The organism is Pseudomonas sp. PDM32, from assembly GCF_019219225.1.
Lineage (GTDB): Bacteria > Pseudomonadota > Gammaproteobacteria > Pseudomonadales > Pseudomonadaceae > Aquipseudomonas > Aquipseudomonas laurylsulfatiphila.
Genome location: NZ_JAHUWE010000006.1, coordinates 123,983 through 136,515 on the forward strand (window position 1 = coordinate 123,983; position 12,533 = coordinate 136,515).

The window sequence follows — 12,533 nt, forward strand, 5'->3', positions numbered from 1 at the left end:
GTACCGGGCGAGCGTGCACGTAGCGTTCGTCTACTCTTTTGCTGACTGATATTTTCGGAATTTTCAATGATCAATAACGATCGCCTGTTGGTGCAGATCCTGCTCGTCGTGCTGTTCGGCGCGAGCTTCTGGGTGATGGCACCGTTCTGGTCGGCGATGTTCTGGGGCGCCGTCCTGGCATTCGCCAGTTGGCCGCTCATGCGCCTGCTGACCCGTTGGCTCAATGGCCGCGAGTCTCTGGCGGCGGCATTGCTGACGCTGGGCTGGATGGTGCTGGTCGCGGCACCGCTGGTGTGGCTGGGTTTCAACCTCGCCGATCACGTGCGTGATGCCACCGCGTTCATCAAGGATGCACAGGTCGAGGGGTTGCCCGAAGCACCGGTTTGGCTGGGTTCGATTCCCCTGGTGGGCGAGCGGCTGGTCGGACTCTGGAACAGCATCGATGAGCAGGGCGCGGCGATGATGGTGTCGCTCAAGCCTTATCTGGGGCAGATGGGTAACTGGTTGCTGGCGCGCAGCGCGCAGATCGGCGGCGGTATTCTCGAACTGACCCTGAGCATCGTCTTCGTGTTCTTTTTCTATCGTGACGGACCGCGCCTGGCGGCGTTTGTGCACACATTGCTGGAACGGCTGATCGGTCAAAGGGCCGGCTACTATATTGAACTGGTGGCAGGCACGGTACAGCGGGTGGTGAACGGTGTGATCGGCACAGCCGCGGCCCAGGCGATCCTGGCGCTGATCGGGTTCCTGGTTGCCGGCGTACCGGGTGCGCTGGTGCTTGGCATTGTGACTTTCATGCTCAGCCTGATCCCGATGGGGCCGCCGCTGGTGTGGATTCCGGCGACCGCATGGCTGGCCTGGAAAGGCGAGTACGGGATGGCCATATTTCTCGGCATCTGGGGCACATTCGTCATCAGCGGTGTCGACAACGTGCTTAAGCCGTACCTGATCAGCCGTGGCGGTAACCTGCCGCTGGTCATTGTTCTGCTTGGGGTGTTTGGCGGGTTGATTGCCTTTGGCTTTATCGGCCTGTTCATCGGCCCGACATTGCTGGCGGTGGCTTATAGCCTGTTGATCGACTGGAGCAAGACTCAGGCACGGGCTGAGGATCGCCTGCCCTGAAGTTCCAGGGGCCGTAGTCCATTGAACCGCTGAGGGGTAGTGGGCTTTTTTTGGGTTCTTCACGGAATCCTGGGGGAACACGTGCACCACCAAACAACGAGGCCGATCGCGGCGGGCTCTGTAGGGGTATCAGGTACGCGGCAGGCGAATCACGGCCGTCAGGCCGCCACCAGGCGTCTCTTCCAAGGTTAACTGGCCGCCCATTCGTTGCGCCGCCTCGCGGGCAATGGTCATGCCCAGGCCAACGCCGCCGGAGTTGCGATTGCGCGAGCCTTCAAGGCGAAAGAAGGGTTCGAACACGGCTTCACGTTGTTCAGTGGCGATACCCGGTCCATGGTCGATGACCCGGATCACCAGGTGTTCACGATGGTCTTCCAGGGTGATCAGCGCCTGCCCGGCATAGCGCAGGGCATTGTCCATCAGGTTGTTGATGCAGGAGCGCAGGGCCATCGGCTGCACTTGCAGCGGGGCACAGTGACCGCTGGCCTGCACGTCTGCGCCCTGGTCCTGGGCATTTTCACTCAGGGACTCCACCAGCGCCTGCACGTCCATCCACTGTGGGGCTTCGCTGGTGCGCTGTTCATGCAGATAGGTGAGGGTGGCGTCGAGCATGCTGATCATGTCGTCGAGGTCCTGGCGCATCTGGCCTTGCAGCTTGTCGTCGTCGATTTTTTCCAGCCGCAGCTTGAGCCGTGACAGCGGCGTGCGCAGGTCGTGGGACACGGCACCGAGCATGCGCGAGCGCTGCTTGACCTGTTCAAGGATGCGCCGCTGCATTTTGTTGAAGGTGTGCGCCGCTTGCCGCGCTTCCCGTGGCCCCGACTCTTCCAGCGGCGGGCTGTCGAGGTTCTCGCTCAAGCGCTCGGCTGCGTCGCTCAGGCGCTGGATTGGCCGGCTCAGCAGTTTGGCGCCATACCAGGCGGCAATGATCAGGGATATCAATTGAAAGGTCAGTGGCACCAGGGGGCCGCCGAACCACGGCCGTGGTGGCCGCTTCTCGAGGTTTGGGTCCAGTAGCGGGCGTGGCCCGTCCAGGCCCTCGGAAAACTCTGGTGGAGGCGGCGGCGGTGGCGGGCCGTAATGGTGAAACCAGGCAAAGGCCAGCAGGTGCGCGAGGATAATTGCCAGCAACAACACGCCAAAGAGGCGGCCGAACAGGGTATCGAAGCGCCCGCGCATCAGCCGATGTCTCGGGCGTCGAACAGGTAACCCTCGCCACGAACGGTCTTGATCAACTGCGGTGCCTTGGGATCGTCGCCGAGTTTCTGGCGCAGGCGCGACACCAGCAGGTCGATGCTGCGGTCAAAGGCTTCAATCGAACGACCGCGGGCGGCATCCAGCAGTTGTTCACGGCTGAGCACCCGGCGCGGACGTTCGATAAACACCCAGAGCAGGCGGAATTCGGCGTTGGACAGCGGCACCACCAGGCCATCGTTGGCAATCAGTTGCCGCAGCACGCTGTTCAGGCGCCAATTGTCGAAACGAATGTTCGCCCGCTGTTCACTGCGGTCATCGCGCACCCGACGCAGGATGGTCTGGATCCGCGCCACCAGCTCGCGGGGCTCGAACGGCTTGGCCATGTAGTCGTCGGCGCCGAGTTCGAGGCCGATGATCCGGTCGGTGGGTTCGCAGCGGGCGGTGAGCATCAGGATCGGGATGTCCGACTCGGCGCGCAGCCAGCGGCACAGCGACAGGCCGTCTTCGCCTGGCAGCATCAGGTCGAGTACCACCACGTCGAAATGCTCCGCCTGCATCGCCTGGCGCATCGCGGCACCATCGGTGACGCCGCTGGCGTGGATGTTGAACCGGGCCAGGTAGTCGATCATCAATTCGCGGATCGGCACGTCATCGTCGACGATCAGGGCGCGAATGCTCCAGCGTTTGTCGTCACCGGGCGTCTTTTGGTCGTCGTTCACGGGTGCTTGAGTGTTGTGCATGCGTGCATTCATCTGCCAGGTAGGCTGCCAACCACAAAGATAGGCTGCGAGGTTGTGGTTCCAGCATAGGCGTCCGGCCCTGAGGCGGGAAGTGCTGTTGCAGGGACCTGTTGCGGTTGCCGAGGGTAGCCGGCCCGGGTGTTGCGGGCGTGTCGTGTGTGTATCTGACTCGACACAATGGCCTCGGGGGCTAGTCTTGCTTGAGCCGTCTCGACGATTTACCGATCATCGGGTCCCGCAGCGGCGCTGGTTCCGCTACAATGCGCGCCGATTTCGACTTGCCTGAGAGCCCACTCATGTCCGCCTGCCAGACTCCTATCATCGTCGCCCTGGATTTCCCTACCCGTGACGCCGCACTGAAGCTGGCCGATCAGTTGGACCCGAAGCTGTGCCGGGTCAAAGTCGGTAAGGAACTCTTCACCAGCTGCGCTTCGGAAATCGTCGGCACCCTGCGCGACAAGGGTTTCGAAGTGTTCCTGGACCTCAAGTTCCACGACATCCCGAACACCACCGCGATGGCCGTCAAGGCCGCTGCGGAAATGGGCGTGTGGATGGTCAACGTGCATTGCTCCGGCGGCCTGCGCATGATGGCCGCGTGCCGTGAAGTGCTGGATCAGCGTAGCGGCCACAAACCACTGCTGATCGGCGTGACCGTGTTGACCAGCATGGAGCGTGAGGATCTGGCAGGTATCGGTCTGGACATCGAGCCGCAAGAGCAGGTTCTGCGCCTTGCCGCCCTAGCGGAAAAAGCCGGTATGGACGGGCTGGTGTGCTCGGCCCTGGAAGCCCAGGCGCTGAAATCGGCGCATCCGTCGCTGCAACTGGTGACCCCGGGGATTCGTCCGGCGGGCAGTGCCCAGGATGATCAGCGTCGCATCCTGACGCCTCGTCAGGCACTGGATGCCGGTTCCGACTATCTGGTGATCGGCCGTCCGATCAGCCAAGCGGCGGATCCGGCGAAGGCGTTGGCCGACGTAGTGGCTGAACTCGCTTAAAAGATCGCAGCCTTTGGCAGCTCCTGCATGGGATCGCGTTTTCCTGTAGGAGCTGGCGCAGCCTGCGATCTTTTGATCTATCGCTTTTAAACTTTCAGCACCAGCTTCCCGAAATTCTCGCCGTTGAACAATTTCATCAGCGTCTCCGGAAACGTCTCCAGTCCTTCGACGATGTCTTCCTTGCTCTTGAGCTGCCCCTTGGCCATCCAGCCGGCCATTTCCTGGGCGGCGCTGGCGTATTGGGCGGCGTAGTCCATCACCACAAAACCTTCCATGCGTGCGCGGTTGACCAGTAGCGACAGGTAATTGGCCGGCCCCTTGACCGCTTCCTTGTTGTTGTACTGGCTGATGGCGCCGCAAATCACCACTCGCGCCTTCATGTTCAGGCGGCTCAACACCGCGTCGAGAATGTCGCCACCCACATTATCGAAATACACGTCGACACCTTTCGGGCACTCGCGCTTGAGGCCGGCGAGGACGTCTTCGCTCTTGTAGTCGATAGCACCGTCGAAACCCAGTTCATCGATCAGGAACTTGCACTTGTCCGCGCCGCCGGCGATACCAACTACCCGGCAGCCTTTGATCTTGGCGATCTGCCCGGCAATGCTGCCCACGGCGCCCGCCGCGCCCGACAGCACCACGGTGTCACCGGCCTTCGGCGCGCCGACGTCGAGCAGGGCGAAGTACGCCGTCATCCCGGTCATGCCCAGTGCTGACAGGTAACGTGGCAGCGGTGCCAGTTTCGGGTCAACCTTGTAGAAACCTCGCGGCTCGCCGAGGAAAAAGTCCTGCACCCCGAGGGCGCCGTTAACGTACTCCCCAACCGCGAATCCCGGATTGTTCGACGCGATGACTTTGCCCACACCCAAGGCGCGCATGACTTCGCCGAGCCCGACCGGCGGGATGTAGGACTTGCCCTCGTTCATCCAGCCACGCATGGCCGGGTCCAGGGACAGGTATAGGTTTTCGACCAGGATCTGGCCCGCCGCCGGCTCGCCGACCGGTACTTCCTGGTAGGTGAATGTCTCGCGGGTCGCCGCGCCAACCGGACGTTTGGCGAGCAGGAATTGGCGATTGGTCTGGGAGGTCATGACAGGCACTCAAGATGAATGAAGCTTTGTTGATAGCCGGTCAGCGCCGATGCCGCAAGTTCGGCTGATGTGGCGAATGCAGGTTGATCCAGTGCAGTGATAGTTGGTACGGCAGTTCCATCACTGCAACTCATGGGCGCCCAACCGGAGTCCTGATAGTGCTGCCGCGTTCAGCACCTCCATGGCTAGACTGGTCCTGCGCGATTCCCCGCTTACTTCTCTTCGAGGACATAACAATGAGCATGACGTTTTCCGGCCAGGTGGTTGTGGTGACAGGCGGGGCGGCCGGTATTGGCCGCTCGACCGCCCAGGCATTTGCCGCCGAGGGTCTAAAGGTCGTAGTCGCCGATATGGACACGGCGGGCGGCGAGGGCACGGTGGCGCTGATTCGTGCGGCCGGTGGCGAGGCGACCTTCGTGCGCTGCAACGTCACCCTGGAAAACGATGTGAAAAATCTGATGGAGGAGGTGATCAATACTTACGGCCGCCTCGACTATGCCTTCAACAATGCCGGTATCGAAATCGAGAAAGGCAAGCTGGCCGACGGTTCGCTCGACGAGTTCGACGCGATCATGGGCGTCAACGTCAAAGGCGTCTGGCTGTGCATGAAGTACCAGTTGCCATTGCTGCTGGCGCAAGGGGGCGGCGCGATCGTCAATACGGCTTCGGTGGCGGGCCTGGGGGCTGCTCCGAAAATGAGCATCTACGCAGCCTCCAAGCATGCAGTGATCGGCCTGACCAAATCGGCGGCCATTGAGTACGCCAAGAAAAAGATCCGGGTCAACGCCGTGTGCCCTGCGGTGATCGACACGGATATGTTCCGTCGCGCTTATGAAGCCGATCCGAAAAAAGCCGAGTTCGCCAACGCCATGCATCCGGTCGGTCGCATCGGCAAGGTCGAGGAAATCGCCAGCGCGGTACTGTATCTGTGCAGCGATGGCGCGGCCTTCACCACAGGGCACTCATTGGCCGTGGACGGTGGCGTTACCGCGTTTTAAAACGACGCACCGATACTGAATACATGCGGAACCTGTGGGAGCGAGCCTGCTCGCGAAGAGGGCGTATCAGTCGAAATTAATATCGGCTGACACACCGCTTTCGCGAGCAGGCTCGCTCCCACAGTTTTTTGGTTTCGGGCCGGGCAATGTGTTTCAAATAATTAGATCGAATGGTTTTGGCGGCGTTGTCGCACATGCCTTCGAACCCTCCTGTGATTAACTGCTTCCCGCAAAATCAACAGGAGTTTGCTTGCTCATGGAGTTGAGAATCGACCGACAGGCGCTGGTGCCCGTCGTACAGCAAATTGTTGACGCACTGACCGGCTGGCTTTATTCCAGTGGGGTATCGCCCGGTACGCGCCTGCCTTCGGTGCGACAGATTGCGCGGATCAATTTGCTCAGTCAGTCAAGTGTCACTCAGGCCTGTGAACGCCTGGTGACGCAGGGGATGCTGGTGTCAGGTCATGGGTCCGGCTATACAGTTGCCGACACGGTCACGAACGCAAGGCACGAGCCTGCGTGGTTTGAGGGGGCCGAACCCGAATACGGGCCGTGGTCGGGTGAGTTGAGGCTGGGCTGTGGCGGGTTGCCTGAAAGCTGGCGCGAGACCGACGATCTGATCTACGCGATCCGGCAAGTCAGTCGTACCGATACGGCCAGTCTGTTCAACTACAGCACGCCGCTGGGTTTGCCAGCCTTGCGGCAACAGATACTCAAGCGCCTCAGGCAACTGGACATCCCGGTACAGGACAACCGGATCATGACCACGGCGGGTGCCAGCCAGGGGCTCGACCTGATTGTGCGGGCACTGTTCAAGGCCGGTGATTGTGTGGTCGTGGAGAGTCCCGGTTATCCGCTGCTGTTCGATCTGCTCAGGCTGCACGGCATCCACATGGTCGAGGTGCCGCGAACACCGCGCGGGCCGGACGTGGACGTGCTCGAGTCGGTGCTGGCCAAGCACCGGCCTCAAGGATTGCTCATCAATAGCTTCTTTCACAACCCGACCGGCAGCAACCTTTCACCCGGGGTGGCGCGTCGCGTGCTGCAACTGACCAGGGCCTTTGGCGTGCAGGTGATCGAGGACGACGTCTATGCGGATTTGCGCAGCGGTTGCGGTACGCGACTGGCTGCGCTGGACAACAACGTGATCTACGTGGGCAGCTATTCCAAGACCCTCAGCAGTTCCTTGCGGGTCGGTTTCGTGGTGGCCGATTGCGCACTCATTACGCGTCTGGCCGAGGTCAAAATGATCTCTGGCATAGGCGCCTCACGATTTTGCGAGTCGGTGCTGACGTGCCTGTTGGCGAACGGTGCCTACGGCAAACTGGTGCAACGTCAGCGCCAACGCTTGAACAACGACCGGCTGGCGGTGTTGCAAATGCTCGAGGATGCCGAATGGGAAGTCTTCGGCAAACCGGCGGGAGGCCTGTTTATCTGGGCGCGATCACGAATGTCCGACTACGATCAGGTGCTGGCCCGGGCACGGCGTCTGGGTGTGGTGTTGTCATCGAAGACGGCCTTCAATTCCTCGGGTGGGGCCAGTGACTGGCAGCGTATCAATGTGGCCTATGCCTGCGACCCGCGTGCCCGTGCGTTCTTTCAAGCCACTGCTCGGGATCGACCTCAAGCGTTCTGAAAGCGACGTTGGCGTAGCTTTTGGCCATTATTCCGGCGCCAGAGCCTTGTGTTGCCACTGGCCCGTTGCGAATCTGCGTCTACAGACTTTGGCAGGGGACTAAGTGCAATGAATTCGGCCGTGCAAGGACGTTTTGCCAACCTCGGTATGGCGAAAAAACTGGGTATCGGGTTTGTCCTGGTGCTGTTGTTGACTGCGCTGGTGGCGGGCATTGGCGTGTGGTCCTTGCAAACCATCAGCCAGCGCTTCGACGGGCTCAAGCAAATGTCATCGCTCAACAGCGGTTTGCTCAAAGTACGGCTGCTGGAGCAGGAATATGCCTTGCACGGCAATCCGAAAACCGTCGATGCCTTGCACGAGGGCGTCAATGGCTTGATCGCTCTGGCCGGCCAGCTCAAGGCCGAGTCTGCGGCCAATGTACCGGTGATGAATGATGTCGAACAGTCTTTGGGTGCCTATCGCAAGGCCTTCGACGAGTTTGTCTCGCTCACCCAGGCCAAGGACCTGGCGCTGGAAATGGCCAGTTGGTCGGTGTCCAGCGTGGCCAATAATCTTGATGTATTGCAATCCGGGCTCGCCGATGACGGCGCTTATACGCTGAAAGATTCCGAAGGCAAGGACGGTGCGCAGTTCATCGAGCAGGCCGGTCAGGTCAGTCAGGTTTCACGCTTGATGCTGCAAGCCATGAATGAAGCGCGCATGCGCCTGGATCAAAGCCGCAAAGGCGACGATAGCGCCGGGCAGGGCAAGATCGAACAGGCCAGCCAGGCATTGGTCCAGGCCGAGCAGCTCAAGACCACGGTCAAGGACGAGGGTTACCAGACTGTCCTCAATGAGGTGACGGGTCATATCGCCGGTTTCAGTGACAAGCTCGCCGAGTACACCGGCCTGCTGGAACAGGAAAAAACCGTTTATCAACAGTTGCACCAACGCGCAGCCCAAGTGGTTGAACGGGTGGATCAGGCTTATGTCGCTGAAGACCAGGCGATGCAGGCCGAACTGAAAAAGAACTCGATGCTGATCCTTGGCTCCTCCGCTCTGGCGTTGCTGGTCGGGCTGGTTGCTGCTTGGTTCATCACCCGGTTGATCGTGGCGCCGCTGCGCAGTGTGATCCAGGTGGCGCAGCAGATTGCTTCAGGGGATTTGAGTGCGACCATAGACGTGACCCGCCGTGACGAAATTGGCCAGTTGATGCAGGCCATGCAACAAATGGGCGCGGGGCTCAGCCATATCGTCAGCGGCTTGCAGTCGGGTATCGAACAGTTGGCCACTTCCGCCCAATCGCTGTCGGCAGTGACTGAACAGACCAATCTCGAAGTCAGTACGCAGAAAGAGGAAACCGAGCAGGTCGCCACTGCGATGAATCAGATGACGGCCACGGTGCATGATGTCGCGCGCAACGCAGAGGAAGCAGCCCTGGCGGCGCAAACGGCTGACGGCAAGGTTGAAAGTGGTCAGCAAGTGGTGCGCCAGAGCATGGCGCGGATCGAGCAGTTGGCGGATTCGGCCAACTCGGCCAGTTCGAGCATTGAAAGCCTGAGTGCGGAAATCCAGAACATCGGCACGGTCTTGAGTGTGATCAAAAGCGTGGCCGAGCAGACTAACCTGCTGGCATTGAACGCGGCGATCGAGGCGGCCCGGGCGGGTGAGCAGGGCAGGGGCTTTGCGGTGGTGGCCGATGAAGTGCGTGCGCTGGCAAGGCGAACCCAGCAATCGACCGAGGAAATCGAACGCCTGGTCAGCGCTTTGCGCTCGGCGGCGCAGTCGTCGGTGCAGCAGATCCAGAGCAGTGGCGAGTTGGTGAAGCTGGCGGTCAGCGATGCCTTGCAGACCGAGAGCGCACTGGGAAGTATTGCGGCAGCGGTATCGCTGATCCAGCAGATGAACCAGCAGATCGCAGCGGCGGCCGAGGAACAGAGCTCGGTGGCTGAAGAGATCAACCGCAGTGTCACCAGTATTCGCGCCAGTGCCGATCAATCATCGCTGGCGATGCAGGGCAATGCCGCCTCCAGCATCGAGTTGGCGCAACTGGGGGTTGAGCTGAAGGGGATGGTGGGGCATTTCAGGCTGTAGGAGCGAGCTTGCTCGCGATGGCCGCAAAGACAACGCGCGTTGACTGGGTGAGCGCGGTGTTCTGGAGTCCATCGCGAGCAATCGAGCGTCGACCGGCTGCTCCTACAGAAGAACAAAAAAAGCCACCTTGCGGTGGCTTTTCTGTTTTCGCCGATCAGTCGTAGATCACTTTCTTTTTCCAGTCCGCGTCAGCTTCGACGTCCTTGAGGCCTTCGGTCAATTGGTTGACCTCGCCTTCGACCGGCGCAATGCGATCCATGACCTGGTCATTGGCGCGGGCCAGGAGTTTTTCCAGGTATTCCAGTTGCTCGGCGTAGACCTGTGGTTCCTGTTGCTTGCGCAGGTATTGCACGCCGCGCTCGAATGCCAGGCGAGCCTGCCCGGGCTGGTTCTGTTGCAGGGAGTGCTGACCGAGGTTGTTGAAGAACTCGATGTGCAGCAGCACCAGGATGTGGCGCACTTCACGAATCCAGCGCTTGGCTTCGCTGGGGGGCAGGAAGCCGTCCTGTGCCGCGCGGGTGATTTGCCCGTGCAGGGCTTCGAGCAGGAAACGTACATCCTTGGCCTTGGCTTCGGTCTGGATCGGTGCCGGCGGATTGTTGACCGGGATCGATTCACCCTGGCCGACAAGGGCCTCCAGTTCGGCGATCCGTGCCTTGAGGTTGGCACTGGATTTTTCCAGGTTGAGCAGGCGCTGGCAGACGTTCAGTTCCAGGCGGGTCAACAACAGCTTGAGTGCCGGGGTCATCAACTGGCCGGGGAAAGTCTCGGTGATTTCTCCGCAGCGACGCAGGCGATCATTGAGTTCAATCTTGGTACGGGCCTTTTCCAGCTTGTTGTTTTCCACCACATGGTTCATGTAGCCAATGGCGATCAACAGGGCGATCCCGGCTACAACTAGCAGGGTGATCATGAGTGGCGTCACCGGTAAGACCTCTTTTTAGGGTACGCATGCGAGTCTAGTGGCTTGGCATTTGAGCGCCTAGACCCGTATGACGGGTTGGATCGGACATGCCTGCGCCTATATCGGCCGCAGCCTCGCTTCTATAAATGGTGGCACGCGATATACAGATTGCCATCACTGGAGGACTATAACGTCTTGGCGGGTGCCAGAATATAGGCGTCAAACACCGGGCAGCGGAAAAACCGCAAAGGCGTCCAAAAGCAGGGCGAAGTCATTGATTTAAATAAATTTATATCAGGGGGTTGACGACCTCTCAATCCATCCATAGAATGCGCGCCACTTGCAGCGTAAAGCACACAGCGAAACGAAGCAGGGAGTGAATGTTGTAGTGTGTCCCCTTCGTCTAGTGGCCTAGGACACCGCCCTTTCACGGCGGTAACAGGGGTTCGAGTCCCCTAGGGGACGCCAATGCGGGAATAGCTCAGTTGGTAGAGCACGACCTTGCCAAGGTCGGGGTCGCGAGTTCGAGTCTCGTTTCCCGCTCCAATTTTAAACAGCGTTGCTTTCGGGCAGGGCTGAGTGAAACCAGAACCAAGTCTTCGGATGCGGATCTGGGCACCGAAACACACACCATGTGTTCCGGGCAGCGTGTCCCCTTCGTCTAGTGGCCTAGGACACCGCCCTTTCACGGCGGTAACAGGGGTTCGAGTCCCCTAGGGGACGCCATTTGCGGGAATAGCTCAGTTGGTAGAGCACGACCTTGCCAAGGTCGGGGTCGCGAGTTCGAGTCTCGTTTCCCGCTCCATATTTAACGAAAACGCCGCTCAATGAGCGGCGTTTTTGTTTGCGCGTAAAAAACCGGATCAACTGCTGAGGCTCTGTACCAGGCTTTCGAGCGCGTCAGTGGTTGCTTCATCCTGTACCCGTTGCACAGTTGCAGTCGCTCTGAGTTGGCGTGCCAGGCGGTATTCGCTGGGGGTGCAGTTTGCGAACTGCTTGAAGGCGCGAGCGAAGTAGGAAGGATCCTTGAAGCCGGCCTCATAGCCGATGCTGGTAATCGGCATCTGGCTGTTGTCGAGCAGTTCTTTGGCGAAGTTCATGCGCTTGTCCAGGATGTAATCCGTGAAGCCAAGTCCATTGGCTTCCTTGAACAGGCGGCTGAAGCGAAATGTCGTCATGCCGCAGCGCTGCGCCAGGTCCCTCTGATCGATGCTGTCTCGAAAGTGCTGTTCGATGTACAGCATGACGCTGTTCAGTGCCTGGTGTTTTTGGTGGCCTGAAGTCAGCCGGATGCTGTCTGGCAGGGTCGGGGAGTGTTCGATCTGCGATGACTTGTCCTGGCCGTTTGCATTTCGGCGCAGCTCGCAGAGCTGAACCACCGCCGTCAGGTAACGCTTCTTCTCGGTGGTCGAGAACGGGAGCACCATGTATTCCCAGACGCTGGAGCGCATGGCCCATACCGCCAGTTCCTCCGAGTGCTGCACGGTGAACATGGTGATCGGGATGGTAGGGGTGGTGCGTTTGATCTCCAGCAATAGCTTCAAACCTGGAGTGTCGGGGCGATCAAAATGGATGCAGATCATGTCTGCCTGTTCCCTGATGGGCAACACGGAATTTTTTGCCAGTTTGCAGTCGCAGGCATCCTCGAACTGCGTGACGAGTTCTTTCGTGGACCGATCATGAGTCAGATCGAACCATAGGAGCGATGGCCTTCTGGTCAAATTGGACGTCATGTCTCTACTCTGGTGGTTCTAGTGACTCTCATCGCCAGTATTGC

Annotated in this window: 10 protein-coding genes, 4 tRNA genes and 1 pseudogene; 10 read left to right on the top strand and 5 right to left on the bottom strand. The window is 59.9% G+C overall.

Going from position 1 to position 12,533, the window contains the following annotated elements:
* The first annotated feature begins 66 nt into the window (after nucleotides 1-66).
* The gene (locus KW846_RS13130; RefSeq protein WP_218482641.1) at nucleotides 67-1,122 is read left to right on the top strand and encodes an AI-2E family transporter; all 1,056 of its coding nucleotides are present in this window, start codon (nucleotides 67-69) and stop codon (nucleotides 1,120-1,122) included.
* Nucleotides 1,123-1,251: 129 nt separating this feature from the next.
* On the opposite strand, the gene KW846_RS13135 is transcribed toward KW846_RS13130, so the two are convergent.
* Nucleotides 1,252-2,301, bottom strand: a complete 1,050-nt coding sequence (locus KW846_RS13135) for a HAMP domain-containing sensor histidine kinase (protein WP_218482643.1) — start codon at nucleotides 2,299-2,301, stop codon at nucleotides 1,252-1,254.
* On the bottom strand, nucleotides 2,301-3,059 hold the full coding sequence (locus KW846_RS13140; protein ID WP_218482645.1) for a response regulator: 759 nt from the start codon (nucleotides 3,057-3,059) through the stop codon (nucleotides 2,301-2,303). Before KW846_RS13140 ends, KW846_RS13135 begins: the two co-directional genes overlap by 1 nt.
* Nucleotides 3,060-3,355: 296 nt before the next feature.
* Here KW846_RS13140 and pyrF point away from each other — a divergent pair, with 296 nt between their 5' ends.
* Complete coding sequence (pyrF, locus tag KW846_RS13145; protein WP_218482647.1) at nucleotides 3,356-4,054, top strand: orotidine-5'-phosphate decarboxylase; 699 nt, start codon at nucleotides 3,356-3,358, stop codon at nucleotides 4,052-4,054.
* Nucleotides 4,055-4,140: 86 nt separating this feature from the next.
* Here the strand turns inward: pyrF and KW846_RS13150 are convergent, their stop codons facing one another.
* A complete protein-coding gene (locus KW846_RS13150) occupies nucleotides 4,141-5,145 on the bottom strand; it encodes an NADP-dependent oxidoreductase (protein ID WP_218482649.1) in 1,005 nt (334 codons plus the stop codon).
* A 236-nt stretch (nucleotides 5,146-5,381) separates the two neighbouring features.
* Here KW846_RS13150 and KW846_RS13155 point away from each other — a divergent pair, with 236 nt between their 5' ends.
* The 4 genes and pseudogenes from KW846_RS13155 to KW846_RS30450 all read left to right on the top strand — a co-directional run bounded on the left by KW846_RS13155 (nucleotide 5,382) and on the right by KW846_RS30450 (nucleotide 9,852).
* Nucleotides 5,382-6,143: an SDR family oxidoreductase gene (locus tag KW846_RS13155; RefSeq protein ID WP_218482652.1), complete on the top strand. Its 762-nt coding sequence runs from the start codon at nucleotides 5,382-5,384 to the stop codon at nucleotides 6,141-6,143.
* A 256-nt stretch (nucleotides 6,144-6,399) separates the two neighbouring features.
* Nucleotides 6,400-7,779, top strand: coding sequence for a PLP-dependent aminotransferase family protein (locus KW846_RS13160; RefSeq protein ID WP_218482654.1), 1,380 nt, complete (start codon nucleotides 6,400-6,402; stop codon nucleotides 7,777-7,779).
* Nucleotides 7,780-8,793: 1,014 nt separating this feature from the next.
* Nucleotides 8,794-8,991, top strand: a pseudogene (locus KW846_RS30445) (HAMP domain-containing protein); the annotation flags it as partial.
* Nucleotides 8,989-9,852, top strand: coding sequence for a methyl-accepting chemotaxis protein (locus tag KW846_RS30450; protein WP_371321749.1), 864 nt, complete (start codon nucleotides 8,989-8,991; stop codon nucleotides 9,850-9,852). The pseudogene KW846_RS30445 and the gene KW846_RS30450, both read left to right, overlap by 3 nt.
* A gap of 154 nt (nucleotides 9,853-10,006) precedes the next feature.
* On the opposite strand, the gene KW846_RS13170 is transcribed toward KW846_RS30450, so the two are convergent.
* Nucleotides 10,007-10,765, bottom strand: a complete 759-nt coding sequence (locus tag KW846_RS13170) for a hypothetical protein (protein ID WP_218482658.1) — start codon at nucleotides 10,763-10,765, stop codon at nucleotides 10,007-10,009.
* A 383-nt stretch (nucleotides 10,766-11,148) separates the two neighbouring features.
* Here KW846_RS13170 and KW846_RS13175 point away from each other — a divergent pair.
* From KW846_RS13175 to KW846_RS13190, 4 genes are all read left to right on the top strand, one after another.
* Nucleotides 11,149-11,224 (top strand) — tRNA-Glu (locus tag KW846_RS13175).
* A gap of 2 nt (nucleotides 11,225-11,226) precedes the next feature.
* Nucleotides 11,227-11,302 (top strand) — tRNA-Gly (locus KW846_RS13180).
* A 104-nt stretch (nucleotides 11,303-11,406) separates the two neighbouring features.
* A tRNA-Glu gene (locus tag KW846_RS13185) sits at nucleotides 11,407-11,482 on the top strand.
* Between the two features lie 3 nt (nucleotides 11,483-11,485).
* Nucleotides 11,486-11,561, top strand: a tRNA-Gly gene (locus KW846_RS13190).
* A 58-nt stretch (nucleotides 11,562-11,619) separates the two neighbouring features.
* On the opposite strand, the gene KW846_RS13195 is transcribed toward KW846_RS13190, so the two are convergent.
* Entirely contained in the window at nucleotides 11,620-12,489 is an 870-nt protein-coding gene (locus KW846_RS13195; protein WP_218482660.1) for a DNA-binding response regulator, read from the bottom strand.
* Nucleotides 12,490-12,533: the final 44 nt, after the last annotated feature.